The organism is Albibacillus kandeliae (assembly GCF_003116585.1).
GTDB classification, from domain to species: Bacteria; Pseudomonadota; Alphaproteobacteria; order Rhodobacterales; family Rhodobacteraceae; genus Albibacillus; species Albibacillus kandeliae.
The window spans coordinates 1-26,577 of the sequence record NZ_QEHM01000017.1 but is presented as its reverse complement, the minus strand read 5'-3'; the positions used below and the strand labels follow the sequence as shown (position 1 = coordinate 26,577).

The 26,577-nt window shown below is 63.9% G+C and carries 22 protein-coding genes; 18 read left to right on the top strand and 4 right to left on the bottom strand.

Annotated features, from left to right (window positions below):
- Nucleotides 1–119 precede the first annotated feature (119 nt).
- Nucleotides 120–746 (bottom strand): 50S ribosomal protein L25/general stress protein Ctc, encoded by a 627-nt coding sequence (locus tag DDT93_RS25670; RefSeq protein ID WP_109468784.1) that lies wholly within the window; start codon nucleotides 744–746, stop codon nucleotides 120–122.
- Between the two features lie 212 nt (nucleotides 747–958).
- Here DDT93_RS25670 and DDT93_RS25665 point away from each other — a divergent pair, with 212 nt between their 5' ends.
- Nucleotides 959–2,053, top strand: a complete 1,095-nt coding sequence (locus tag DDT93_RS25665; protein ID WP_232825579.1) for an MFS transporter — start codon at nucleotides 959–961, stop codon at nucleotides 2,051–2,053.
- On the opposite strand, the gene DDT93_RS25660 is transcribed toward DDT93_RS25665, so the two are convergent.
- Nucleotides 2,050–3,219 (bottom strand): alpha-hydroxy acid oxidase, encoded by a 1,170-nt coding sequence (locus DDT93_RS25660; RefSeq protein ID WP_109468782.1) that lies wholly within the window; start codon nucleotides 3,217–3,219, stop codon nucleotides 2,050–2,052. The two genes, DDT93_RS25665 and DDT93_RS25660, sit on opposite strands and share 4 nt — an antisense overlap.
- A 168-nt stretch (nucleotides 3,220–3,387) precedes the next feature.
- Between DDT93_RS25660 and DDT93_RS25655 the strand changes: the two genes are divergently transcribed.
- From DDT93_RS25655 to rplA, 6 genes are all read left to right on the top strand, one after another.
- Nucleotides 3,388–3,825 (top strand): MaoC family dehydratase, encoded by a 438-nt coding sequence (locus tag DDT93_RS25655; protein WP_109468781.1) that lies wholly within the window; start codon nucleotides 3,388–3,390, stop codon nucleotides 3,823–3,825.
- 95 nt (nucleotides 3,826–3,920) lie between these two features.
- A complete protein-coding gene (locus DDT93_RS25650) occupies nucleotides 3,921–5,579 on the top strand; it encodes a thiamine pyrophosphate-dependent enzyme (RefSeq protein ID WP_109468780.1) in 1,659 nt (552 codons plus the stop codon).
- Between the two features lie 126 nt (nucleotides 5,580–5,705).
- Nucleotides 5,706–5,900, top strand: coding sequence for a preprotein translocase subunit SecE (gene secE / locus DDT93_RS25645; RefSeq protein ID WP_109468779.1), 195 nt, complete (start codon nucleotides 5,706–5,708; stop codon nucleotides 5,898–5,900).
- A gap of 228 nt (nucleotides 5,901–6,128) precedes the next feature.
- Nucleotides 6,129–6,662 carry a transcription termination/antitermination protein NusG gene (gene nusG, locus DDT93_RS25640; RefSeq protein ID WP_109468778.1) on the top strand — a complete coding sequence of 178 codons (534 nt, stop codon included), beginning with the start codon at nucleotides 6,129–6,131 and terminating at the stop codon, nucleotides 6,660–6,662.
- A 278-nt stretch (nucleotides 6,663–6,940) separates the two neighbouring features.
- Complete coding sequence (gene rplK, locus DDT93_RS25635; protein WP_109468777.1) at nucleotides 6,941–7,366, top strand: 50S ribosomal protein L11; 426 nt, start codon at nucleotides 6,941–6,943, stop codon at nucleotides 7,364–7,366.
- A 1-nt stretch (nucleotide 7,367) separates the two neighbouring features.
- Nucleotides 7,368–8,066 carry a 50S ribosomal protein L1 gene (rplA, locus tag DDT93_RS25630; protein WP_109468776.1) on the top strand — a complete coding sequence of 233 codons (699 nt, stop codon included), beginning with the start codon at nucleotides 7,368–7,370 and terminating at the stop codon, nucleotides 8,064–8,066.
- Between the two features lie 69 nt (nucleotides 8,067–8,135).
- Here rplA and DDT93_RS25625 read toward each other — a convergent pair whose 3' ends face one another.
- The gene (locus DDT93_RS25625) at nucleotides 8,136–8,906 is read right to left on the bottom strand and encodes a YkgJ family cysteine cluster protein (RefSeq protein ID WP_157960302.1); all 771 of its coding nucleotides are present in this window, start codon (nucleotides 8,904–8,906) and stop codon (nucleotides 8,136–8,138) included.
- Nucleotides 8,907–9,389: 483 nt separating this feature from the next.
- On the opposite strand from DDT93_RS25625, the gene rplJ reads away from it, so the two are divergent.
- The 7 genes from rplJ to DDT93_RS25590 all read left to right on the top strand — a co-directional run bounded on the left by rplJ (nucleotide 9,390) and on the right by DDT93_RS25590 (nucleotide 22,190).
- On the top strand, nucleotides 9,390–9,905 hold the full coding sequence (gene rplJ, locus DDT93_RS25620; protein ID WP_109468774.1) for a 50S ribosomal protein L10: 516 nt from the start codon (nucleotides 9,390–9,392) through the stop codon (nucleotides 9,903–9,905).
- A 68-nt stretch (nucleotides 9,906–9,973) separates the two neighbouring features.
- On the top strand, nucleotides 9,974–10,351 hold the full coding sequence (rplL, locus tag DDT93_RS25615; RefSeq protein WP_109468773.1) for a 50S ribosomal protein L7/L12: 378 nt from the start codon (nucleotides 9,974–9,976) through the stop codon (nucleotides 10,349–10,351).
- 247 nt (nucleotides 10,352–10,598) lie between these two features.
- Complete coding sequence (rpoB, locus tag DDT93_RS25610) at nucleotides 10,599–14,732, top strand: DNA-directed RNA polymerase subunit beta (RefSeq protein WP_109468772.1); 4,134 nt, start codon at nucleotides 10,599–10,601, stop codon at nucleotides 14,730–14,732.
- Between the two features lie 48 nt (nucleotides 14,733–14,780).
- A complete protein-coding gene (gene rpoC / locus DDT93_RS25605; protein WP_109468771.1) occupies nucleotides 14,781–19,022 on the top strand; it encodes a DNA-directed RNA polymerase subunit beta' in 4,242 nt (1,413 codons plus the stop codon).
- Nucleotides 19,023–19,283: 261 nt separating this feature from the next.
- Complete coding sequence (gene cysK / locus DDT93_RS25600) at nucleotides 19,284–20,360, top strand: cysteine synthase A (RefSeq protein ID WP_109468770.1); 1,077 nt, start codon at nucleotides 19,284–19,286, stop codon at nucleotides 20,358–20,360.
- A 114-nt stretch (nucleotides 20,361–20,474) separates the two neighbouring features.
- Nucleotides 20,475–21,287 (top strand): glycosyltransferase, encoded by an 813-nt coding sequence (locus DDT93_RS25595; RefSeq protein ID WP_109468769.1) that lies wholly within the window; start codon nucleotides 20,475–20,477, stop codon nucleotides 21,285–21,287.
- Nucleotides 21,288–21,290: 3 nt separating this feature from the next.
- The gene (locus tag DDT93_RS25590) at nucleotides 21,291–22,190 is read left to right on the top strand and encodes a DMT family transporter (RefSeq protein WP_109468768.1); all 900 of its coding nucleotides are present in this window, start codon (nucleotides 21,291–21,293) and stop codon (nucleotides 22,188–22,190) included.
- On the opposite strand, the gene DDT93_RS25585 is transcribed toward DDT93_RS25590, so the two are convergent.
- The gene (locus DDT93_RS25585) at nucleotides 22,163–22,969 is read right to left on the bottom strand and encodes a glycosyltransferase (RefSeq protein WP_109468767.1); all 807 of its coding nucleotides are present in this window, start codon (nucleotides 22,967–22,969) and stop codon (nucleotides 22,163–22,165) included. The genes DDT93_RS25590 and DDT93_RS25585 overlap by 28 nt on opposite strands.
- A 395-nt stretch (nucleotides 22,970–23,364) precedes the next feature.
- On the opposite strand from DDT93_RS25585, the gene rpsL reads away from it, so the two are divergent.
- The 4 genes from rpsL to DDT93_RS25565 all read left to right on the top strand — a co-directional run.
- Nucleotides 23,365–23,736, top strand: a complete 372-nt coding sequence (gene rpsL / locus DDT93_RS25580) for a 30S ribosomal protein S12 (protein ID WP_008883423.1) — start codon at nucleotides 23,365–23,367, stop codon at nucleotides 23,734–23,736.
- A 12-nt stretch (nucleotides 23,737–23,748) separates the two neighbouring features.
- Nucleotides 23,749–24,219, top strand: coding sequence for a 30S ribosomal protein S7 (gene rpsG / locus DDT93_RS25575; RefSeq protein ID WP_109468766.1), 471 nt, complete (start codon nucleotides 23,749–23,751; stop codon nucleotides 24,217–24,219).
- Nucleotides 24,220–24,243: 24 nt separating this feature from the next.
- The gene (fusA, locus tag DDT93_RS25570) at nucleotides 24,244–26,367 is read left to right on the top strand and encodes an elongation factor G (protein ID WP_109468765.1); all 2,124 of its coding nucleotides are present in this window, start codon (nucleotides 24,244–24,246) and stop codon (nucleotides 26,365–26,367) included.
- Nucleotides 26,368–26,450: 83 nt separating this feature from the next.
- The coding region (locus tag DDT93_RS25565) for a GTP-binding protein (protein ID WP_232825566.1) at nucleotides 26,451–26,577 on the top strand (127 nt) is incomplete at its 3' end.

Sequence of the window (26,577 nt, the reverse complement as noted above, 5' to 3'; positions counted from 1 at the left end):
TGAATTTCGAAAAGATTCCAGTTGCTATGCAAGGCCCCTCCGCGACGGAAGCGTCGCCCGGAAACAGAAACGGGGCCGCAGGGGCCCCGTTCCGCATTCGATGGTGTCCGACGAGAGGATCAGGCCTCTTCGCCATCCTCCTCGGTTGCTTCCTCGGCGTCGCCGGAGGAGCGCAGGCCCGACGGGGCCGAGATGTTCGCAATCACGAAGTCGCGGTCGATCGTCGGCTTCACGCCTTCCGGCAGCTGAGCTTGCGAGATGGTGATGGTGTCACCGATGTTGTGGCCGGTCAGGTCGATGGTGATGTGATCCGGGATTTCGCCGGCGGTCACGACCAGTTCGACTTCGGGGCGCACCAGCGTCAGGACGCCGCCCTTGCGCAGGCCGGGGCAGTTGTCTTGGCCGATCACTTCAACCGCGATGAAGAGGTTGATCTTGGTGGTACGGCGCAGGCGCATGAAGTCGACGTGGGTCGGCAGGTCCTTGACCACGTCACGCTGAACGTCGCGGCAGATCACGCGGACGTCTTCGTGGCCTTCAACCTTGAGGTTGAAAAGGGTCGACTTGAAGCGACCGGCCTTCAGCTTTTTGAACAGCGCGTTGAACGGGATTTGAATCGGAAGCGGGTCGTGCTCGCCACCAAAAACGATCCCCGGAACCATACCGGCGCGGCGCGCCTGACGAGCGGCGCCCTTGCCTGTCCCCGTGCGTTCCAGGACTACGAGATCAGGAATCTCTCCAGCCATGTGTATTTCTCCTAATGGGGCGGGACTCCTCCAAGGCTGTAGTCCCGCGTGAAGCCGCGCGTATAGACGGCTTTCCCCGCTTTGAAAAGGCCTTTTCCCGGCCCCTCGGAGCGAGCCCGCTTGCCAGGATCGGAATGGCGTGCCAAGGCCAGAGCATGGGATTCGTCAATGATATAAGAGCAAGCCGCGCCCCGGCACTAGGGTTTGCGGCAATGGGGCTCGTATGGGCTGCATTTGCTGCGCAGGTGCCGGTGCTGAAGGCCCAGATCGGTGCGTCGGACGCACAGTTCGGCATGTGTTTCCTGGTTTCGAGCCTAGGGGCGCTGGCCGCCATGTGGGTGGCCCCGGCGGTCGACCGGCGGCTTGGCCGATTCTCCGTCGCTGTCGCGTCGGTCGCAGTGGGGGCGAGCATCCTGATTCCCTCGGTCGCGACCAATCTCGTGTTCTTCACCTTCGGCATGGTCTTCGCCTCGGCGTCGAGCGGTATCCTCGACATCGTCATCAACGCGAGGGTGGCCGAGGCCGAGGAGGCGCGTGGCCGTCCCCTGATGAACCTGAACCACGGCACCTATTCCTTTGTCTACGCCGGAATGGCCCTGGTGACGGGCGGGCTGCGCGAGGCCGGGCTGGCGCCGGTGCAGGTGTTTGCCGGGATCCTCGGGCTGATCCTGCTGGCGACGCCGCTGATGCGGACGCGGCCCGCAGCGGTCGCGGGCGAGGAATCGGTGATCCCGCAGCGGGCGGATCACTTGCTGGTCTGGCTGGCCGGGCTGGTGTTCCTGATCGGGTTCCTCTCCGAGCAGGCGGGGGACGGCTGGTCAGCCCTGCATCTCGAACGCACGCTTGGCGGTGGTGCCGCCGAGGGTGCGCTGGGCCCCGCGATCCTTGGGCTGACGATGGGTTTCGGGCGGCTGTTCGGCCAGATCATCGCCGCGCGGGTGGCAGATACAGTGATGATCAGCCTCGCCTGCGTCGTCGCGGCGGTCGGCGTGGTGATCGCTGCGCTCGCCCCGACCCTGCTGGTCGCCTATGCCGGTTTCGCGGTGATGGGGCTTGGCGTCTCGGTCGTCGTGCCGCTGGCCATGGCGATCGTGGGCCGCATGGTGCCGCACGCGCATCGGGTGGCGGCCATCGGGCGCGCCTCGATCATCGGGTACGGCGCCTTTCTCGTCGGTCCGAGCCTCATCGGGCTGACCTCCGACGTGTTCGGGCTCCGCGTTGCCTTTCTGGTGATCGCGGCACTCCTGATGGTGGTGCCGGCGATCCTTGTTCCGCTGCTGGTGCGCAGGGTCCAGGCGACAGCCTAGTCCTGCTGCCAGGTGCCCTCGAAACCTTCGGGGACCAGCAGGTTGTGCCGCCCGAGGTTGTTGACGTTGGTTTCGCCGCAGAGCGCCATCGTCATGTCCAGCTCTTTCTGGATGATCTGCAGTGCGGTGGTCACCCCCTTCTGGCCCATGGCGCCGAGGCCATAGATGAAGGAGCGGCCGATCATGGTGCCGTTGGCGCCCATGGCAAGCGCCTTGAGCACGTCCTGGCCCGAGCGGATGCCGCTGTCGAGGAAGACCTCGGTTTCGCCGCCCACCGCGTCGAGGATCGGGCGCAGCATCCGGATGGAGCTGAGCGCGCCGTCGAGTTGGCGGCCGCCGTGGTTCGAAACGACGATGGCATCGGCGCCGAGCTTGACCGCCATCTTGGCGTCTTCCGGGTCTAGGATCCCCTTGAGGATCACCTTGCCGCCCCATTGCTCCATCAGCTTGCCGATCTTGTTCCAGTCCAGCGTCAGGTCGAACTGTTCCGCCGTCCACGCGCCAAGCGCGGCGGTGTCGGAGATGCCCTGCACGTGGCCGACGATGTTGCCGAAGTTGCGGCGGCGCGCGCCGAGCATCTCGATGCCCCAGGCCCATTTCGTCGCGAGGTTGGCAATGGTCTTCGGCGTCAGCTTCGGCGGGGCGGAAAGGCCGTTCTTGAGGTCCTTGTGGCGCTGGCCGAGCAGCTGCAGGTCCAGCGTGATGACGAGGGCCGAGCACTTGGCATCCTTGGCGCGCTGGATCAGGCGGCGGACGTAATCCTCATCCGTCATGGTGTAGAGCTGGAACCAGAAGGGCTTGGTCGTCGCCTCGGCCACGTCCTCGATCGAGTTGATCGACATTGTGGAGAGGGTGAAGGGCACGCCGAAGTCCTCGGCCGCGCGGGCGGCCTTCATCTCGCCGTCGGCGTGCTGCATACCCGTCAGGCCGACGGGGGCGAGCGCGACCGGCATGGCCACGTCCTGACCGATCATCTGGCCCTTGGTCGAGCGGCCGGACATGTCGACGGCCACTTTCTGACGCAGGCGGATCTGCGCGAAGTCCGAGGTGTTCTCGCGGAAGGTCTGTTCCGTCCAGCTGCCGCTTTCGGCGTAGTCGTAGAACATGCGCGGAACGCGGCGCTCGTGCAGACGCTTGAGGTCAAGGATATTGGTGATGACGGGCATCGTCGCGGCTCCTCCCCGAGGTATTGGTCAACATGGATTACCAACGCCCCCCGTCATTCTCAAGCGTCAAGACAGCGCGGGACGGATGGCCGCGCATGGCGTCACGTGCGGGCTGGCACTGCCCGGCGTTGCACGTCATAGTCCGCCGCGAGTTCAGAGGAGTAAGACATGTTCTTCGACGACATGCCCGTCGGCAAGACCTACGAGACAGGCAGCAAGACCCTGACCGAAGAGGCCATTGTGACCTTTGCCAAGGAGTGGGATGCTCAGCCGTTCCATATCGACAGGGCCGCGGCCGAGCAGTCGGTCTACGGGGGGCTGATCGCCAGCGGCTTTCACACCATCCTGACCGCCTTCAACCTGACGCTGGCGGCGAGCGACTGGTCCGAGAGCTCGATGGGGTCGCCGGGACTGGAGAACGTGCGCTGGATCAAGCCGGTCTATGCCGGTGACACGCTGATGGTGAAGGCCGAGGTCGTCGGCGCCAAGGAAAGCCGCTCCAAACCCGACCGGGGGTTCGTCGACGTGCAGTACGACATCTACAATCAGGACGAGGTCAAGGTCGCCTCCTACCTCTCTACCCACATGCTGAAGAAACGCGGCTGATCAAGACGGAACGCGGCCATCGCGCAGAGGCGGTCAGGGCGGCGAGTGCCGCCTACGCCGGGCGGGGCCGAACAACAATTCGAGGGAAGAAGACGATGAAACATGGTGGCCAGGTCCTGATCGAGAGCCTTGTCGCGCTGGGCGCGACAAAGAGCTTCGGGGTGCCCGGAGAAAGCTATCTGGCGGCGCTCGACGCGATGCACGACACCGGCGGTCAGTTCGATTTCGTGCTGTGCCGGAACGAGGGTGGCGCGGCCTTCATGGCCGCCGCCTGGGGCAAGCTGACGCGCACGCCCGGCATCTGCTTCGTGACCCGTGGTCCCGGCGCCACCAATGCCTCGATCGGGGTGCATACGGCGATGCAGGACAGCGTGCCGATGCTGCTGTTCGTGGGGCAGGTGGGTACCGACATGAAGGGGCGCGAGGCTTTCCAGGAGGTCGATTATCGCGCCATGTTCGGGACAGTGGCGAAATGGGCGGTCGAGATCGAACGCTCCGAGCGCATCCCCGAGATCGTCGCGCGCGCGTGGTCGGTCGCGGTCAGCGGACGGCCCGGCCCGGTGGTCATCGCGCTGCCCGAGGACGTGCTCTCGGCACCCTGCGAGGCACCCGCGCTGACCGGCCCGGCCCGGCTGGTCGCTCCAGGTGTCGACGCCGGTGCCGTTGCCGAGGCGCAGGCCATGTTGGCCGGGGCGCAGAGACCGCTGATCCTGCTGGGTGGCGCGAACTGGACCGAGACGGGCGCAGCGGCGCTGCAGGCTTTCGCCGAAGCCTCGGACATCCCGGTCGCCGCGGCGTTCCGGTTCCAGGACCAGTTCGACAATTTCTCGCCGGTCTATGTCGGCGAGGCCGGTGTGGGGATGCCGCCGCATGTCCGCAAGCTGATGCTCGACGCCGACGTGATCCTCGCCCTGAACGTCCGCTTCGGCGAGATGACGACCGACGGCTACACCCTGCTCGACGTGCCGCAGCCGGTGCAGAAGCTGATCCATGTCCACCTGTCGGATGGCGAGATCGGCAAGGTCTACCAGCCGGTGCTGGGCGTGCACGGCAGCCACAATGCCTTTGCCGAGGCGCTCGCGCCGGTGTCGGGCGACTGGGGCGACTGGCGGGCACAGGCCCGCGCGGCCTATGAGGCCGGGTTCGACGCGCCGGAGCAGCCTTCGCCGGTGGACATGGTCAAGGTCACGGCACACCTGCGCGACGTGCTGCCCGAGGACGCCATCCTGACCAACGGGGCGGGGAACTTTACCGTCTGGCCGAACAAGTTCTACAAGTTCGGCCCCAAGGCACGCCTGCTGGCGCCGCAGTCGGGCGCAATGGGCTACGGCCTGCCGGCGGCGGTGGCGGCCAAGGTGGCCGCGCCGGAGCGGGTGGTGGTCTGTTTCGCCGGTGACGGCGATTTCCAGATGAACTGCCAGGAACTCGCCACGGCAGCGCAGCACGGGGCCCAGCCCATCGTCCTGATCGTGAACAACGGCATCTACGGCACCATCCGCGCCCACCAGGAGCGGCACTATCCCGAGCGCGTGTCCGGTACCACGATGGTGAACCCGGACTTTGCCGCGCTGGCGCGTGCCTACGGCTTCCATGCCGAGCGGGTGGAAAAGACCGAGGATTTCCCGGCGGCTTTCGAGCGGGCTCTGGCGTCGGGCACCGGTGCGGTGCTGGACCTCGACGTGTCACCCGAGGCGCTGACGCCTCGGCAGACCCTCAGCCAGATGCGCGCGGCGGCGCTGGCGGCCAGGTCCTGACCCGGTTCGGGCGGGGGCACAGGCTGCGTCCCCCGCCCGGCAGGCCCGATGGGCCATTGCGTCCTTGAATTCACCGGCGAGGGCGGCTATGTGGCCCCGATACCGCAGCAGGAAAGAGCCCGAGACATGGCCACCAATCCGATCCAGTTCGTCAACCAGGTTCGCGCAGAGGTCTCCAAGGTCGTCTGGCCGACCCGGCGCGAAGTGTTTCTGACGACGGTCATGGTTTTCATCATGGCCTCGCTGACCGCCGTCTTCTTTGCCCTCGTGGATCTGGCGATCCGCTTTGGTCTGCAAGGCATTCTGGGCTTCTTCGGTTAAGCCCCGCGGCGCCGCCTCCGGCGGAGCGACCCGGGCCGAAAAGCCCGGCCCCCTCTTGATCAATCGGTTGCGGGCGGGTAGTTGGGCGCCTACCCAAGACCCTGGCGTGCGGCGATTCGCGCTGCGCGCCGCTTTGTGTTACGGGGAGGGACGGGTTCCTGTCCCCAGACAGATTTCAGAAGGCGGCTGCCCGTTCGGGGGCCCGGCAGGACAAGGACAGCAAGCGCTATGGCGAAACGGTGGTACTCGGTCAGCGTTCTTTCTAATTTCGAGAAGAAGATCGCAGAGCAGATCCGCACGTCGGTTGCCGAGCACGGACTCGAAGGTGAGATCGACGAGGTCCTGGTTCCCACCGAGGAAGTGATCGAGGTGCGTCGCGGCAAGAAGGTGTCGACCGAACGCCGGTTCATGCCGGGGTACGTGCTGGTCCACATGGAAATGTCCGACCGCGGCTATCACCTGATCAACTCGATCAACCGCGTCACCGGTTTCCTCGGCCCGCAGGGTCGTCCGATGCCGATGCGTGACGCCGAGGTGAACCAGATCCTGAACCGCGTCCAGGAAGGCGAAGAGACGCCGCGGACGCTGATCCACTTCGAGGTGGGCGAGAAGGTCAAGGTCAACGACGGTCCGTTCGAAGACTTCGACGGCATGGTCGAGGAGGTCGACGAGGAAAACGAACGCCTCAAGGTCACCGTTTCGATCTTTGGCCGCGAGACCCCGGTCGAGCTCGAATTCACCCAGGTGTCCAAACAGGGCTGAGCCCGACAGGCAACTGGAACGATCGCGAGTGGCGCGAGGAGCCGATGGCCCTTCGCGCCCTTGTTGTTTGTAGGGAGGGCGGATTGCCGGGTGCGATCGGGCGAATCCCTGTTGCAATCGTGATCCAACCGGTGTACCCGCCACGCTCTATCGGACGGTGCAGATTCTGCGCCGTGCGTTTCGTGTGGGAGGCGAGGGCGGCGCGCTGTCCGGACCGGACCACATCAACCGAAACCCTGCGGGTCGCGTCCTGCGGGGGTTGAGAAAGGAACAGGCCAATGGCCAAGAAACTCATCGGCAGCCTCAAGCTGCAAGTCAAAGCCGGTCAGGCGAACCCGTCCCCGCCGGTTGGCCCCGCTCTCGGTCAGCGCGGCATCAACATCATGGAATTCTGCAAGGCGTTCAACGCCAAGACCGCAGACATGGAGCCCGGCGCTCCGTGCCCGACCGTGATCTCCTATTACCAGGACAAGTCCTTCACCATGGACATCAAGACGCCGCCGGCGTCCTACTTCCTGAAGAAGGCTGCCAAGGTGAAATCCGGCGCCAAGGCTCCCTCGCGTGAGACCGTCGGCACCGTGACCGCTGCACAAGTGCGCGAGATCGCCGAAGCGAAGATGAAAGATCTGAACGCCAACGACATCGAAGGCGCAATGCAGATCATCCTGGGCTCCGCCCGCTCCATGGGCATCGAGGTGAAGTAAGATGGCAAAGCTTGGAAAACGTACCAAAGCCGCCCGCGAAGCCTTCGCCGGTAAAGAGAACCTCTCCGTCGAGGAAGCCGTCGCACTGGTGAAAGGCAATGCCAACGCCAAGTTCGACGAAACCGTCGAGATCGCGCTGAACCTGGGTGTTGACCCGCGTCACGCAGACCAGATGGTTCGCGGCAAGGTCTCGCTGCCCGCAGGCACCGGCAAGGACGTGCGCGTTGCCGTCTTCGCCCGTGGCGACAAGGCAGAGGAAGCCAAGAAGGCCGGCGCCGACATCGTTGGTGCAGAGGACCTGATGGAAACCGTGCAGGGCGGCAAGATCGACTTCGATCGCTGCATTGCAACCCCGGACATGATGCCGATCGTCGGCCGTCTGGGCAAAGTGCTCGGCCCCCGCAACCTGATGCCGAACCCCAAGGTCGGCACCGTGACCATGGACGTCGCCGAAGCCGTTGCCGCGGCCAAGGGCGGTGAAGTCCAGTTCAAGGTCGAAAAAGCCGGTGTGATTCACGCAGGCGTGGGCAAGGCCTCCTTTGCCGAGGACAAGCTGGCCGAAAACATCCGCGCCTTCGTGGACGCGGTTGCCAAGGCCAAGCCGACCGGCGCCAAGGGCACCTACATGAAGAAGGTCTCGCTGAGCTCCACCATGGGCCCGGGCGTCTCCATCGACGTGACCAGCGCAACCGGCAACTGATCTGCTGCACGCGTAACGCATCTGAAGGGCGGTCCTGCGGGGCCGCCCTTTTTCGTTTCTGGGGGGCCGTCAGATCGAGTCCGCGAAATCCTCGCAGGTGCGGGGCAGTTCGGCGCTGCCGTGGCGGGCGGCGGTCAGGGACTCGGCCAGTGCCGTGCCTTCGGCAGCGGCGATGGCCAGCCGCTGGAGGTTGTAGGTGCTGACCTTGCGGCGCCCCTTCAGTGCCTCGCGCGACAGGGCGAGGGCGGTCAGGTAATCGACGTGGCTGCCGATGGCGCCGGACCCGTCGGCGTCGCCGCCCTCGGCGTTTTCGCGGCAGGCTGCAGCGTCGGTCGAGACGAAGGTGCGGCAGATCATCGGGCGGGCGTCATAGGCCCGGCAGAGCCGGGTTGCGGGGTCGAGCGCTGCGCAGGCTTCGTGGTGCCAGTCCCGTCCGTCGGCGGTGCCGGCGAAGGGAGAGAGGGCGGTGTGGAGGGCGACGGCTTCGGCCTCGGAAATCAGCCCGCCATCGCCTTCGAGGAAGATGCAGCACCAGGCGCAGCCGGAGCTGCAGGCGAGGGCGCCGAGGAGTTCGGGCTCCTCGCGTTCGATCTGTTCCCGCGTGGCCTCGGCCAGCGACAGCGCCTCGGCGCCGGAGGCGAGGTCGTCGCAAAGCTCTGCGCTGGGCTGACCCGACGCTTCGGCCGCGGCGATGCGGGCGGCGAGGGCGGTGCGGACCCGTCCCTCGACCGCATCGGGCATCCCGCGCGCATTGGCGCGGGCGAGAAGGGCGTTCAGAACCTTGTAGGTCGGTGCCTTGGCAGCCCCGGCGGGGCTGCGGCGGTCTTTCTGGCGGCCCATGTTCATGGTCTCCGGTACATGCGCGGCCGGTCTCAAAACGGACCGGCTCAAAAACGATCTGGCGTGGTTCGGCGGTTGGGGGTATAAATACGCGTCGATTGGCGTCCAGCAACCACGAGCGCAGGTGATGGCTCATGATAGCAAGGTTGCCCAGAGCCTGCACGTCCCCGTGGCCACCGGCCAGTTTCCGCGGGTGCGCGGTTTCGCTCGTTTTAGCTCTTCACATCGGCGTCCAAACATCCTAGATACACCGCTCGTCAGGTCGCCCGAGGATTCGGTCGGCGTGGCGATTCGTCCGAGACGGCGGGTGTACGGTGGTTGCCGGACATAATTCCTGCCTGAGACGGGAAATGACAAGTTTCTTCGGACCGCCCATCGCGTGTTCGGGGCTATGCGCAGGACCCGTAAGGACCCGATTGTCGGGGCTTTCGTCCCGGCAGAATTGAGCCGGAGGGGTCTGCCCTCCCTTACTGGAGTGAAACTGTGGATAGAGCCCAGAAAGAGAAAGTGGTCGAGGAACTCGGCCAGATCTTCGAAAGCTCTGGCGTCGTCGTGGTTGCCCACTACGTCGGTCTGACAGTTGCTGAGATGCAGGACCTGCGCGCCAAAGCACGCGAAGCGGGTGGGTCTGTGCGTGTTGCCAAGAACAGGCTCGCCAAGATCGCCCTTGAAGGAAAGCCCTGCGCAAGCATCGCCGACCTTCTGACGGGCATGACCGTCCTGACCTACTCCGAGGATCCTGTGGCTGCGGCCAAGGTTGCCGAGGACTTCGCCAAGGGGAACGAAAAGTTCCAGATCCTCGGCGGTGCAATGGGTGAGAACGCTCTGGACCGTGCCGGTGTCACGGCCGTGTCGAAAATGCCGTCGCGCGAGGAGCTCATCGCTTCCATCGTCGGCTGCATCGGCGCGCCTGCTGCGAACATCGCCGGTGCCATTGGCGCCCCTGCTTCGAACATCGCGTCCATCCTGTCCACCATCGAGGACAAGGCCGCGGCCTAAGCACTGTAAGCCCGACCCGTGGTTAACACGCGTCGTTGGAACACATATCTTAACGGAAAGAGCTAAACATGGCTGATCTGAAGAAACTGGCAGAAGAGATCGTTGGTCTGACCCTGCTTGAAGCACAAGAACTGAAAACCATCCTCAAGGACGAATACGGCATCGAGCCCGCTGCTGGCGGCGCTGTCATGATGGCTGGTCCCGCAGACGGCGCTGGCGCTGCTGCCGAGGAAGAAAAAACCGAATTCGACGTCGTTCTGAAGAACGCCGGCGCTTCGAAAATCAACGTGATCAAAGAAGTTCGCGGCATCACCGGTCTGGGCCTGAAAGAAGCCAAGGACCTGGTCGAAGCCGGCGGCAAGATCAAAGAAGGCGTCGACAAAGCCGAAGCCGAAGACATCAAAGCCAAGCTGGAAGCAGCTGGCGCCGAGGTCGAGCTGGCCTAATGGCTGCGGCACGCTCCGGCGTGTCGGGCAAAAAATGAGGCTGGGCCCGGAAAATCCGGGTCCAGCCGATCACGTCTTAGCAAGGGCCCCGGTTCGGGGCGTTTTCTAAGGCGAGGTTCGAAGGATCGGGAGGCTGCCATTGGGACGGCGGCCATGAATTGATCCGAACCCCCTGTCTCGTATGGGCAAGGTGCCGGGGCCCGACGGCGCCCTTGCCCGGTGAGAAACGCGAAAGGTGACACCTGACATGGCTCAATCCTACCTTGGCCAGAAACGTCTTCGTAAATACTACGGCAAAATCCGCGAAGTGCTGGAAATGCCGAACCTCATCGAGGTTCAGAAATCTTCCTACGATCTTTTCCTGAATTCCGGCGACCAGCTCCAGCCCACCGATGGCGAGGGCATCATGGGCGTTTTCCAGTCGGTATTCCCGATTAAGGACTTTAACGAAACCAGCGTGCTCGAATTCGTGAAGTACGAACTCGAGAAGCCGAAGTACGACGTCGAGGAATGTCAGCAGCGCGATATGACCTACAGCGCACCGCTGAAGGTCACCCTGCGCCTGATCGTGTTCGATATCGACGAAGACACCGGCGCGAAGTCCGTGAAGGACATCAAGGAACAGGACGTCTTCATGGGCGACATGCCCCTGATGACCCCGAACGGTACTTTCATCGTCAACGGCACCGAGCGCGTCATCGTTTCCCAGATGCACCGCAGCCCCGGCGTGTTCTTCGACCATGACAAGGGCAAGACCCATTCCTCGGGCAAACTGCTCTTCGCCTGCCGCATCATTCCCTACCGCGGCTCGTGGCTCGACTTTGAATTCGACGCCAAGGACATCGTGTTCGCCCGTATCGACCGTCGCCGCAAACTGCCGGTGACGACCCTGCTCTATGCCCTCGGGCTGGACCAGGAGGCGATCATGGACGCCTACTACAAGACCATCACGTTCAGCTACCAGAAGGGCAAGGGCTGGGTCGCCCCGTTCTTCCCGGAGCGCGTGCGCGGCACCCGCCCGACCTATGACCTGATCGACGCCGCCACCGGCGAGATGATCGCAGAGGCGGGCAAGAAGATCACCCCGCGCGCGGTGAAGAAGCTGATCGACGAAGGCTCGGTCAAGGACCTGCTGCTGCCGTTCAACCACATCGTTGGCAAGTTCGTCGCACAGGACATCATCAACGAGGACACCGGCGCGATCTATGTCGAAGCCGGTGACGAGCTGACGCTCGAGTACGACAAGGACGGCGACCTGATCGGCGGCACCGTGAAGGAGCTGATCGACGCGGGCATCACCGATATCCCGGTGCTCGACATCGACAACATCAACGTCGGTCCGTACATGCGCAACACCATGGCGCAGGACAAGAACATGAACCGCGACACCGCGCTCATGGACATCTACCGCGTGATGCGCCCGGGCGAGCCGCCCACCGTCGAAGCCGCTTCGTCCCTGTTCGACACCCTGTTCTTCGACAGCGAGCGCTACGATCTCTCGGCCGTGGGCCGCGTGAAGATGAACATGCGCCTCGCACTCGACGCGCCGGACACCATGCGCACCCTGCGCCGCGAAGACATCGTGGCCTGCATCAAGGCGCTGGTCGAACTGCGTGATGGCAAGGGCGAGATCGACGACATCGACCACCTCGGCAACCGCCGGGTGCGTTCGGTCGGCGAACTCATGGAAAACCAGTACCGCGTCGGTCTGCTCCGCATGGAGCGCGCGATCAAGGAACGCATGTCGTCGGTCGAGATCGACACCGTCATGCCGCAGGACCTGATCAACGCGAAACCGGCCGCTGCCGCTGTCCGCGAATTCTTCGGTTCGTCGCAGCTGTCGCAGTTCATGGACCAGACCAACCCGCTGTCCGAAGTGACGCACAAGCGGCGCCTGTCGGCCCTCGGGCCGGGCGGTCTGACCCGCGAGCGCGCAGGCTTCGAGGTTCGCGACGTTCACCCGACCCACTATGGCCGGATGTGCCCGATCGAAACGCCGGAAGGTCCGAACATCGGCCTGATCAACTCGCTGGCCACCTTTGCCCGCGTGAACAAGTACGGCTTCATCGAGACCCCCTATCGTGTCGTGAAGGACGCGAAGGTGACCGATGAGGTCCACTACATGTCCGCGACCGAGGAAATGCGTCACACCGTGGCGCAGGCCAACGCGACGCTGGATGGCGAAGGCAACTTCCTGAACGAGCTGGTCTCGACCCGTCAGTCGGGCGACTACACCCTCGCCCCGCGCGAGAGCGTTGACCTGATCGACGTTTCGCCGAAGCAGCTGGTCTCGGTCGCTGCATCGCTGATCCCGTTCCTCGAGAACGACGACGCCAACCGCGCTCTCATGGGTTCGAACATGCAGCGTCAGGCGGTTCCGCTTCTGCGGGCCGAGGCGCCGCTGGTCGGCACCGGGATCGAGGAAGTCGTTGCGCGTGACTCCGGCGCGGCTATCATGGCCAAGCGGGCAGGTGTCATCGACCAGGTCGATGCGCAGCGTATCGTGATCCGGGCCACCGAGGACCTGGAACTGGGCGATGCCGGCGTGGACATCTACCGGATGCGCAAGTTCCAGCGTTCGAACCAGAACACCTGTATCAACCAGCGTCCGCTGATCAAGGTCGGCGACACGGTGCAGAAGGGCGAAGTGATCGCGGACGGTCCCTCGACCGACCTGGGTGAACTGGCTCTCGGCAAGAACGTGGTCGTCGCGTTCATGCCGTGGAACGGCTACAACTACGAAGACTCCATCCTGATCTCCGAGCGCATCGCGCGTGACGACGTCTTTACCTCGATCCACATCGAGGAATTCGAAGTCGCTGCCCGTGACACCAAGCTCGGGCCCGAGGAAATCACCCGCGATATCCCGAACGTCGGCGAGGAAGCCCTGCGCAACCTCGACGAAGCGGGCATCGTCTACATCGGTGCCGATGTGGAGCCGGGCGACATTCTCGTCGGCAAGATCACTCCGAAGGGCGAAAGCCCGATGACGCCGGAAGAGAAACTGCTCCGCGCCATCTTCGGTGAAAAGGCATCGGACGTTCGCGATACCTCGCTGCGGGTCAAGCCGGGCGACTTCGGGACCGTCGTGGAAGTCCGCGTGTTCAACCGTCACGGTGTGGAAAAGGACGAACGTGCGCTGCAGATCGAGCGCGAGGAAGTCGAACGTCTGGCCCGTGACCGGGACGACGAGCTCGCCATTCTCGACCGCAACATCTATGCGCGTCTGAAGTCGCTGATCCTCGGCAAGACCGCGGTGAAGGGTCCGAAGGGCGTCAAGTCCGGTTCGGAAATCACCGAGGAACTGCTGGAAACCCTGAGCCGCGGCCAGTGGTGGCAGCTGGCCCTGGGCGAAGAGCATGACGCTCAGATCGTCGAGGCCCTGAACGAGCAGTACGAGGCGCAGAAGCGCGCGCTCGACGCCCGTTTCGAGGACAAGGTCGAGAAGGTCCGTCGTGGCGACGACCTGCCGCCGGGCGTGATGAAGATGGTCAAGGTCTTCGTGGCTGTGAAGCGCAAGCTGCAGCCGGGCGACAAGATGGCCGGTCGTCACGGGAACAAGGGTGTGATCTCGAAAGTGGTGCCGATGGAGGACATGCCGTTCCTCGCCGACGGTACCCCGGTCGACTTCTGCCTCAACCCGCTGGGCGTGCCGTCGCGTATGAACGTCGGTCAGATCCTCGAAACCCACATGGGCTGGGCATCGCGCGGCCTGGGTATCCGGATCGACGAGGCTCTGCAGGAGTACCGTCGTTCGGGCGACCTGACCCCGGTGCGTGACGCCATGAAGTTCGCCTATGGCGAGGACGTCTACGACGAGGGTCTCGCGGAGATGGACGAGGAGCGCTTCGTGGAAGCGGCCGAGAACGTCACCCGTGGTGTTCCGATCGCGACACCGGTCTTCGACGGTGCCAAGGAAGCGGACGTGAACGACGCGCTCAAGCGCGCCGGGTTCGATACCTCGGGTCAGTCGATCCTTTTCGACGGTCGTACCGGTCAGCAGTTCGCACGCCCCGTGACCGTGGGCATGAAGTACCTGCTGAAACTGCACCACCTGGTGGACGACAAGATCCACGCGCGTTCGACAGGGCCCTACTCGCTCGTCACCCAGCAGCCGCTTGGTGGTAAGGCGCAGTTCGGTGGTCAGCGTTTCGGGGAGATGGAGGTCTGGGCTCTGGAAGCTTACGGCGCCGCCTACACCCTGCAGGAGATGCTGACGGTGAAGTCGGACGACGTTGCGGGCCGGACCAAGGTCTACGAGTCGATCGTCAAGGGCGAGGACAACTTCGAGGCAGGTGTGCCGGAGAGCTTCAACGTTCTCGTGAAGGAAGTCCGCGGCCTCGGCCTGAACATGGAACTCCTGGATGCGGAGGAAGAGTAGGGGCGTACGCGCCCCAGCTCATCCCATCCCAATTTGTAAGGACGCAAAATGAACCAGGAAATCACAAATAACCCGTTCAACCCGCTGACCCCGCCGAAAGTCTTCGACGAGATCAAGGTGTCGCTGGCCTCGCCGGAACGGATCCTTTCGTGGTCCTACGGTGAGATCAAGAAGCCCGAGACCATCAACTACCGGACCTTCAAGCCCGAGCGCGACGGCCTGTTCTGCGCCCGTATCTTCGGGCCGATCAAGGACTACGAGTGCCTCTGCGGCAAGTACAAGCGCATGAAGTATCGCGGCGTCGTCTGCGAGAAGTGCGGCGTCGAAGTGACGCTCCAGAAGGTGCGCCGCGAGCGTATGGGCCACATCGAGCTGGCCGCGCCCGTTGCTCACATCTGGTTCCTGAAGTCGCTGCCGAGCCGGATCGGCCTCATGCTGGACATGACCCTGCGTGATCTCGAGCGGGTTCTCTACTTCGAGAACTACGTCGTGATCGAGCCGGGCCTGACCGATCTGCAATACGGCCAGATGCTCACCGAAGAAGAGTACATGGACGCGCAGGACGCCTACGGCATGGACGCCTTCACGGCGAACATCGGCGCCGAGGCCATCCGCGAGATGCTGGCTGCCATCGACCTCGAGTCGGAGGCCGAACAGCTGCGCGCGGACCTCGCCGAAGCCACCGGCGAACTGAAGCCCAAGAAGATCATCAAGCGCCTGAAGGTCGTTGAATCCTTCCTCGAGTCGGGCAACCGCCCCGAGTGGATGGTCATGACCGTGATCCCGGTCATCCCGCCGGAACTGCGTCCGCTGGTTCCGCTGGACGGCGGCCGCTTCGCGACGTCGGACCTGAACGACCTGTACCGCCGCGTGATCAACCGGAACAACCGTCTGAAGCGCCTGATCGAACTGCGCGCGCCCGACATCATCGTCCGCAACGAAAAGCGGATGCTGCAGGAGTCGGTCGACGCCCTGTTCGACAACGGCCGTCGCGGCCGCGTGATCACCGGCGCCAACAAGCGTCCGCTGAAATCGCTGTCGGACATGCTCAAGGGTAAGCAGGGCCGCTTCCGTCAGAACCTTCTGGGTAAGCGCGTCGACTTCTCGGGCCGTTCGGTCATCGTGACCGGTCCGGAACTCAAGCTGCACCAGTGCGGTCTGCCGAAGAAGATGGCGCTCGAACTGTTCAAGCCCTTCATCTACTCGCGCCTGGAGGCCAAAGGTCTGTCCTCCACCGTGAAGCAGGCGAAGAAGCTGGTGGAAAAAGAGCGCCCCGAGGTTTGGGACATCCTCGACGAGGTGATCCGCGAACACCCGGTCATGCTGAACCGTGCGCCCACGCTGCACCGTCTCGGCATCCAGGCGTTCGAACCCACGCTGATCGAAGGCAAGGCGATCCAGCTGCACCCGCTCGTCTGCTCGGCCTTCAACGCCGACTTCGACGGTGACCAGATGGCCGTTCACGTGCCGCTGTCGCTCGAAGCGCAGCTCGAAGCCCGCGTCCTGATGATGTCGACGAACAACGTTCTGTCGCCCGCAAACGGCGCGCCGATCATCGTTCCGTCGCAGGACATGATCCTTGGCCTCTACTATGTCACGCTGCAGCGCGAAGGCATGAAGGGCGAAGGCATGGTCTTCGGCTCGATCGAAGAAGTGCAGCACGCGCTGGATTCCGGCGCCGTGCACCTGCACTCCAAGATCACCGCGCGGATCACCCAGATCGACGACGAGGGCAACGAGGTTCAGCGCCGGTTCGAAACCACTCCGGGCCGCGTGCGTCTCGGTGCGCTGCTGCCGCTGAACGCCAAGGCTCCGTTCGAACTGGTCAACCGTCTTCTGCGGAAGAAGGAAGTCCAGCAGGTCATCGACACCGTCTACCGCTACTGCGGTCAGAAAGAGTCGGTCATCTTCTGTGACCAGATCATGTCGATGGGCTTCAAGGAAGCCTTTGCCGCAGGTATCTCCTTCGGCAAGGACGACATGCTGATCCCGGACACGAAGTGGCCGATCGTGGAAGAGACCCGCGAGCAGGTGAAGGACTTCGAACAGCAGTACATGGACGGCCTGATCACCCAGGGCGAGAAGTACAACAAGGTGGTGGACGCCTGGTCGAAGTGTAACGACCGCGTGACCGAAGCCATGATGAACGCGATCTCGGCCAACCAGCATGACGAGAACGGCGCCGAGAAGGAGCCGAACTCGGTCTACATGATGGCCCACTCCGGTGCCCGGGGTTCGGTGACGCAGATGAAACAGCTCGGCGGGATGCGCGGCCTGATGGCCAAGCCGAACGGCGACATCATCGAGACGCCGATCATCTCGAACTTCAAGGAAGGTCTGACCGTTCTCGAGTACTTCAACTCGACCCACGGCGCCCGTAAGGGTCTGTCGGATACCGCTCTGAAGACGGCGAACTCGGGTTACCTGACCCGCCGCCTCGTCGACGTGGCTCAGGACTGCATCGTTCGTCAGAAGGACTGCGGCACCGAGAACGCGATCACTGCGACCGCAGCCGTCAACGACGGCGAAGTCGTGGCGACGCTCGGCGAGCGTATCCTCGGCCGTGTCGCGGCTGACGATATCCTCAAGCCGGGCACCGAGGAGGTTCTCGCCACCAAGGGCCAGCTGATCGACGAACGGATGGCCGATGCCATCGAGGATGCGAACGTCCAGTCCGCCCGGATCCGGTCGCCGCTGACCTGCGAAGCCGAAGAGGGCGTCTGCGCCATGTGCTATGGCCGTGACCTTGCGCGCGGTACCATGGTGAACCAGGGCGAAGCTGTCGGCATCATCGCCGCGCAGTCGATCGGTGAACCCGGGACCCAGCTGACGATGCGGACCTTCCACATCGGCGGCGTGGCCCAGGGTGGCCAGCAGTCGTTCCTGGAGGCCAGCCAGCCCGGTACCGTCGTGTTCGAGAACGCGCAGCTGATCGAGAACGCCAACGGCGAGATCCTCGCCATCGGCCGGAACATGAAGCTGATCATCGAAGACGATCAGGGCGATGCCCGCGCCAGCCACAAGATCGGCTACGGCACCAAGCTGTTCGTCAAGGAAGGGCAGACCGTCAAGCGCGGCGACAAGCTGATCGAATGGGACCCCTATACCCTGCCGATCCTTGCCGAGAAGGCTGGTAACGCCAAGTTCGTGGACCTGGTCAGCGGTATCGCCGTGCGCGACGAGACCGACGAAGCCACCGGCATGACCCAGAAGATCGTGATCGACTGGCGTGCCGCTCCGAAGGGCAACGAGCTGAAGCCGGAAATCATCCTCGTGGGTGAAGACGGCGAGCCCGTGCGCAACGAGGCTGGCAATCCGGTGACCTACCCGATGTCCGTGGACGCGATCCTCTCGATCGAGGATGGTCAGGACATCAACGCAGGTGACGTGGTTGCGCGTATTCCGCGTGAAGGCGCGAAGACGAAGGACATCACCGGTGGTCTGCCGCGTGTGGCCGAACTCTTCGAGGCACGCCGTCCCAAGGATCACGCCATCATCGCCGAGATCGACGGTTACGTGCGCTACGGTCGCGACTACAAGAACAAGCGCCGCATCAGCATCGAACCCGTCGACGAGACGATGGAGCCGGTCGAGTACATGGTGCCCAAGGGCAAGCACATTCCGGTTCAGGAAGGTGACTTCGTCCAGAAGGGCGACTACATCATGGACGGTAACCCGGCGCCGCACGACATCCTTGCCATCATGGGCGTCGAGGCTCTGGCCGACTACATGATCAACGAGGTGCAGGAGGTCTATCGTCTTCAGGGCGTGAAGATCAACGACAAGCACATCGAAGTCATCGTGCGCCAGATGCTGCAGAAGTGGGAGATCCAGGATTCTGGCGACACCACGCTGCTCAAGGGCGAACACGTCGACAAGCAGGAGTTCGACCAGGCGAACGAGAAGGCCATTGCACGGGGCAAGCGCCCGGCGCAGGGCGAGCCGATCCTCCTCGGGATCACCAAGGCCTCGCTGCAGACCCGCTCGTTCATCTCGGCGGCGTCCTTCCAGGAGACCACCCGCGTTCTCACCGAGGCTTCGGTGCAGGGCAAGAAAGACAAGCTGGTGGGCCTCAAGGAGAACGTCATCGTGGGTCGCCTGATCCCGGCCGGTACCGGTGGGGCCACCCAGCGGGTGCGTCGCATCGCGACCGAGCGCGACAACGTCGTGATCGAGGCGCGCCGCGAGGAAGCCGAAGCGGCTGCTGCCCTGGCGGCACCGCTGGAAGGCGACATCATCGGGGCGGACGACTACGACAACCTCGTCGATACGCCGGAAAGCCGCGATTGATCGGCTGACTGCTGAACCAAGATCGAAAGCCCCCGCACCGAAAGGCGCGGGGGCTTTCCTTTGGGGCTTACTCAGGAGCGGAAGTTCCCTGCACGGTCTTTGGCCCCGACCGCCGTTGCCTTGGTCCTCGCCGGACCACCACGGAGTTCTCTCTGCCGCCCTCGCGCTGGCACGGTGCACTCGGCAGACGCGGCAAATGAGGCGGACGTTTTTCCCGAGCCATGGTAGCATCCCGGCAACCAATTCCGACGGAGGACACCCATGGACCAGAAAACCACCAGCGCCGCGACCGGCGGTAAGCTTTACGATTCCATCGTGGATACGGTCGGGCGGACCCCGGTCGTCCGGATCAACAGGCTCGCGCCCGAGGGGGTCGAGGTCTACGTCAAGCTCGAGTCCTTCAACCCGGCAGCTTCGGTCAAGGACCGGCTGGCGATGAGCATCATCGAAACCGCCGAGAAGAACGGCACCCTGAAGCCGGGCCAGACAGTGGTCGAGGCGACCTCGGGCAATACCGGCATCGGGCTTGCCATGGTCTGCGCGGCCAAGGGCTATCCGCTGGTGGTGACGATGGCCGAGAGCTTCTCGGTCGAACGCCGCCGCCTGATGCGGATGATGGGGGCCAAGGTGATCCTGACGCCGAAGGAGCAGAAGGGTACCGGCATGTACAACAAAGCGGTGGAGCTGGCCGAGAAGAACGGCTGGTTCCTTGCCCACCAGTTCGAGACGCCGGCGAACGCGGCGATCCACGAGGCCACCACAGGTCCCGAGATCGTGGCGGATTTCGCGGGCAAGCGGCTGGACTACTTCGTCTCGGGCTATGGCACCGGCGGGACGGTGACCGGGGTGGCGCGGGTGCTGCGGCGCGAGCGGCCCGAGACCCGCATCGTGTTGACGGAGCCCGCGAACGCCCAGCTGGTCGGCAGTGGCACACCGCAGAAGCGCGGTGCCGATGGCAGCCCGGCCGAGACGCACCCGGCCTTCGAACCCCACCCGATCCAGGGCTGGACCCCGGACTTCATTCCCGCGGTCCTGCAGGAGGCGCTGGACGCCGGCAACTATGACGAACTGATCCCGGTGGCCGGGGCAGAGGGCATGGATTGGGCGCGCAAGCTGGCCCGCATGGAAGGCATCCTCACCGGCGTCTCGGGCGGGTCGACCCTGGCCGTGGCGATGAAGGTGGCCGAGAAGGCCGAGCCGGGCAGCGTGATCCTCGCCATGATCCCCGACACCGGCGAGCGCTACATGTCGACGCCCCTGTTCGAGGCCATCGCGGCGGACATGGACGAGGAAGAGGTGGCGATCTCCAAGTCCACTGCGGGCTACCAGCTGGGCTGATCCCCGTCTGCCACAAGCCGGGGCCGCCTGTGGCGGGCCCGGCCATTTGCCCTCGTGACCTGCGCCGCCTTTCATGCGAAAGGAAAGAGCCGCAGGGAGAGGGACCAGAAGGCGATGACGCCGAAATTCAAGATGATCGGGGTGCTGCGCTTTTCGGTCCTGACCCCGACCTATTACTCCGAACGCTTCAAGACCCTCGAAGAGACCGCCGCGCACCTGTTTTCGGACGCGCGCATGGACCTGCGGTTCCGCCTGTTCGAGCGGCTCTGCCTTCCCTCTCTGGTCCGTCAGACCGACCAGGGCTTTCAGGCGCTGGTGATGACGGCCGAGTCGATGCCGGAGCACCATCTGACGCGCCTTGTCGCGCTGCTGGAGCCGCACGAGAACATCACGCTCTGGCCGGTCGGCACCGGTAACCATTACCCGATGCTGCGCAAGGCCTACGAGGCCGTCCCGGTCGAGGACGCCACCCACCGGATCATGTTCCGGCTCGATGACGACGACGCGGTCGACAAGGACTTCGTGAAACGCACGAAGAGGCTCGCGGCCGGGCTGTTCCACATGGAGCCCGCCCCGCCGCCCACGATCATTGCCTACAATCGCGGGTTCTATGTCCGCTGGGGCGACCCCGATCAGGAGAACGAGGTGTTTGACGCCGTCGAGCGCGCGCCGCTCTCGACCGGGGTGTCATTGGTCGCGCCGCTGGATCATGGCACAAACCCCTACCGCTTCGTGCACCGGAAGTTCGCGCAGCACTACAATACCTATTCCGATATCTCCTCGCCTGCGTTCATCCGGACGATCCACGGCGACAACAAGTCCGACCCCCACGTTTTTGGCCTGTCCCGCAAGATGGAGCCAAAGGCCATTGCGCAGGAGCTGCGCAGGCACTTCGACGTGGATATCGCGGACCTCAAGGCTCTCTGACACATGACACCGAATACCCGCGCGGCTTTGCTGATGATGGCGTCCATGGCCGCCTACACGTCCAACGATGCGGTCGTGAAACTGACGTTGGACCAGGCGCCGCTCTACCAGATCGTCGTCATGCGCGGCGTGGTGACCAGCGTGCTGCTGTTCCTGCTGGCGCGGCACCTGCGGCAGCTGGGCAATTCGCTGACGCGGGAGGACTGGACGCTGGTGCTGCTTCGGGGGGGCTTCGAGGCGGCGTCGACCTACTTCTTCCTGACCGCGCTCGCCTATCTGCCGCTGGCGGACGTGACGGCGGCCATGCAGGTCCTGCCGCTGACCGTAACGCTGGGTGCCTGGCTGTTCTTTGGCGAATCCATCGGGTGGCAGCGGATGGCCGCGATCGCGCTCGGGTTCTGCGGCATGCTGCTGATCGTCCGGCCGGGGCCTGACGGGTTCTCTGTCTATGCGCTCTATTCGCTCTGCGCCATCATCTGCCTCACGCTGCGCGAGCTGACGACGCGCAAGATGTCTCCCCGGGTGCCCTCGCTGCTGGTGGCCTTTGTCTCGGCGCTCATGGTCTGCATGCTGGGCGCGGCATGGTCGGTGGGCACCGAGTGGGTGCCGGTGAGCGCGGGGCTGATGGCCAAGATCCTGCTGGCCTCGAGCTTCATCTTCGTGGGCTACCTGTTCAGCGTTCTGGCGATGCGGCAGGGCGATGTCTCGTTCAGCGCGCCGTTCCGCTACACTGGGCTGCTCTGGGCGCTGGTGCTGGGCTGGCTGGTCTTTGGTGAGTGGCCCGACGCGGTGACCCTGACCGGCGCGGCCATCGTCGTTGCCTCGGGGATCTTCGCGCTTTATCGCACCAAGGTGCGCGGCCAGCCGATGCCGGGTCAGCCGGAGAAGACCCGGCGGACGTGATCCGCGTCGATATTGTAGAGCCGGCGGAACTTGTCTTCGCCCCCCGTGCCCAGCTTCTTCAGCCGTAGCTTTGGCGCGTCGTCGGCATTGTCCGAGTCGTTGAACCCGTTCACCCCGCGCAACATCATTTCCTCCTCGGGAAAGATCAGCGCGGGCATCTTGTGCAGCAGCCGCCGGCGGTGAAAGTTCATGATCGTGAGGGGAACGTCGGGGCGGAACATCATGGCGAGCCCGGCGGTCCAGTAGGGGTCTTCGATCGGCGCGGTGGCGAGGCCCTTGGGCCCGGGCCGCGCGGCATGACCACGGGTGAAGTCGATGGCGAAATGGCGGTGGTCCTGCAACAGCCCGGCCACATGGGCGGCGGCGTGCCGCAGCTTCTCGACATAGGTCACCGCCACGGCGTCGTCGTCATCGAGCCGGAACTGAAGTGACGGCGTGCCGGTGGTCTGCCGGACCGAGTTGATCGCCTTGCGCATGACGTCGCGGTGCGGGCCGGGGGCGTGGGCCTGGATGACGGCTTGCGGCAGGTCGGCCACCAGCGCCTCGAGCCGGTCACTGTGCGCGCGCGGAAGGCTTTCGCCGATGACGATCAGAAAGGTGAACTCCGGGTCGGTCTGCGCGCGCAGGGAGGGCAGGGTGAAGCACTCGAAGGTCCGGAATCGCTCCTCCAGCCGTTCGGGCGCGTAGAGGTAGGCGATCTGGTCGTTGAGGCAGTCATGACTCTTGTGGAAACCGCCCTCGCCCGGGTAGGAAAAACGGCACAGTCCGATCACTTGCATATTCGATCCTGTTGTCTTACGCCCCCGGCGGAACACCACCCCGGGGCACAGTGACAAGCGCCGGGCGGCATGGCAAGCACCTGCGCCTGCGAACCTTGGCGTAAAGCTGCCTTGTGCTGTTGACAGCGCTCGCGACTCCCCCTATACGGCCCGCTATCTCGGCATCGGGGGTCGCCCCATGCGCCGATTTCAGTACTGAAGTGGACACGATCCGGTCCCTAGCGGCCCGATCCTCTGGATAGCCACCGCGTCGTCCCCGAGGGACGGAGGCGGTGTTTTGCGTCGCACCGGTCTGTCTGCAGGAGACGTCCCGCAGGTCGGGGCGTCGCTGAGATTTGAACCGCACGCACATGCGTGCACTGACACATGTGTTGCGAAACGGGGATATAACCGGAATGCCAACGATCCAACAGCTGATCCGCAAGCCGCGGCAGCCCAAAGTAAAACGCTCGAAGTCCCAGCACCTGGAGCAGTGCCCGCAGAAACGCGGCGTCTGCACCCGCGTGTACACCACGACGCCGAAGAAACCGAACTCCGCTATGCGGAAAGTGGCCAAGGTCCGTCTGACCAATGGCTTCGAAGTCATTTCCTACATCCCGGGTGAAAGCCACAACCTGCAAGAGCACTCCGTTGTGCTCATCCGCGGCGGCCGGGTGAAAGACCTTCCGGGTGTGCGTTACCACATTCTTCGCGGTGTGCTGGATACCCAGGGCGTCAAGGATCGTAAGCAGCGCCGTTCGAAATATGGCGCGAAGCGCCCGAAATAAGAGGATACTCAGATGTCTCGTCGTCACGCTGCTGAAAAACGCGAAGTTCTGCCCGACGCCAAGTATGGCGATATCGTGCTGACCAAGTTCATGAACAACCTGATGGTTGACGGTAAGAAGTCGGTCGCCGAAACGATCGTCTACAACGCCCTCGACCGGGTCGAGAGCAAGATCAAGCGCGCCCCCGTGGAAGTGTTCCACGAAGCTCTGGACAACATCCAGCCTTCCGTCGAAGTCCGCTCGCGCCGCGTCGGTGGTGCAACCTACCAGGTTCCGGTCGAAGTGCGCCCCGAGCGTCGTCAGGCCCTGGCCATCCGCTGGCTGATCAACGCCTCGCGCGCCCGTAACGAAAACACCATGGAAGAACGCCTGGCAGGTGAACTGCTGGATGCCGTCCAGTCCCGTGGCGCTGCCGTGAAGAAGCGCGAAGACACCCACAAGATGGCCGATGCCAACAAGGCATTCAGCCACTACCGCTGGTAACCGATTCCAGGAAGGCAAGCTATCATGGCACGCGAATACCCCCTCCAGAGATACCGCAACTTCGGGATTATGGCGCACATCGACGCCGGTAAGACCACCACGACCGAGCGCATCCTGTACTATACCGGCAAGTCCCACAAAATCGGCGAAGTCCACGACGGCGCCGCAACCATGGACTGGATGGAGCAGGAACAGGAGCGGGGTATCACCATTACTTCCGCGGCCACGACCACCTTCTGGCAGCGTCAGGAAGACCCGACCGCTGAAGGCACCTCGGACACCAAGTACCGCTTCAACATCATCGACACTCCCGGACACGTGGACTTCACCATCGAGGTCGAGCGTTCGCTCGCCGTTCTCGACGGCGCGATCTGCCTGCTCGACGGCAACGCCGGTGTCGAACCGCAGACCGAAACCGTGTGGCGTCAGGCTGACCGCTACAAGGTTCCGCGTATCGTGTTCGTCAACAAGATGGACAAGATCGGCGCCGACTTCTTCAACTGCGTGCAGATGATCAAGGACCGCACCGGTGCGACCCCCGTTCCGATCGCCCTGCCGATCGGCGCAGAGGACAAGCTGGAAGGCATCATCGACCTCATCAAGATGGAAGAGTGGGTCTGGAAGGGTGAAGACCTGGGCGCCTCCTGGGTGCGTCAGCCGATCCGTGACGACCTGAAGGACGTCGCCGACGAGTGGCGCGCGACCCTCATCGAGAACGCCGTCGAAATGGACGACGCCGCGATGGAAGCCTACCTGGAAGGCGAAGAGCCGGACGAACCGACCCTGCGCAAGCTGATCCGCAAGGGCTGCCTGTCGCTGTCCTTCGTGCCGGTGTCCGCTGGCTCCGCGTTCAAGAACAAGGGTGTCCAGCCGCTGCTGAACGCCGTGATCGACTTCCTGCCGAGCCCGCTGGACGTTCCCGCGTACATGGGCTTCTCGCCGGACGACGAGACCGAAACCCGGAACATCGAGCGTACCGCAGACGACGCACAGCCGTTCTCGGCCCTCGCATTCAAGATCATGAACGACCCGTTCGTCGGCTCGCTCACCTTCACCCGCATCTACTCCGGTGCGATCAAGAAGGGCGACTCGATCCTGAACTCGACCAAGGGCAAGAAAGAGCGCATCGGTCGTATGATGATGATGCACTCCAACAACCGTGAAGAGATCGAAGAAGCCTTCGCAGGCGACATCATCGCGCTGGCCGGTCTGAAAGAGACCACCACCGGTGACACCCTCTGCGCGCAGAACTCGCCGGTCGTGCTCGAAACGATGACCTTCCCGGATCCGGTGATCGAGATCGCCATCGAACCGAAGACCAAGAACGACCAGGAGAAGATGTCTCAGGGTCTGCAGCGTCTGGCGGCCGAAGACCCGTCCTTCCGCGTCGAAACCGACCTCGAGTCCGGTCAGACCATCATGAAGGGCATGGGCGAACTTCACCTCGACATCCTCGTCGACCGTCTGAAGCGCGAATTCAAGGTCGAGGCCAACATCGGCGCGCCGCAGGTGGCCTACCGCGAGACCATCGGTCACAAGATCGAGCACCAGTACACCCACAAGAAACAGTCGGGTGGTTCGGGTCAGTTCGCAGAAGTCAAACTGGAGATCGCTCCGACCGTCGCGGGCGAAGGTTACTCCTTCGAGTCCAAGATCGTCGGTGGTGCCGTTCCGAAGGAATACATCCCCGGTGTCGAAAAGGGCATCAAGTCGGTCATGGACTCCGGTCCGCTGGCAGGCTTCCCGGTGATCGACTTCAAGGTCGCGCTGCTGGACGGTAAGTTCCACGACGTCGACTCCTCGGTCCTCGCCTTCGAAATCGCCTCCCGCATGTGCATGCGCGAAGGTCTCAAGAAGGCCGGCGCCAAGCTGCTGGAACCGATCATGAAGGTCGAAGTGGTGACCCCGGAAGAATACACCGGCGGCATCATTGGTGACCTGACCTCCCGTCGCGGGATGGTTCAGGGGCAGGACACCCGCGGCAACGCCATCGCCATCGCGGCCATGGTCCCGCTCGCCAACATGTTCGGCTACATCAACACCCTGCGTTCGATGAGCTCGGGCCGCGCCCAGTTCACCATGCAGTTCGATCACTACGATCCGGTGCCGCAGAACATCAGCGACGAGATCCAGGCGAAATACGCATAAGCAGCGGTGCGGGGCCTGCCCCGCACCCTACCACCCCGTAGGGTGCGTGCTCTCACGCACCGCCAAAGTCAAAGGAGGCCATTATGGCAAAGGCAAAGTTTGAACGGACGAAACCGCACGTCAACATCGGCACGATCGGTCACGTTGACCACGGCAAGACGACGCTGACCGCAGCGATCACCAAGTACTTTGGTGACTTCAAAGCCTACG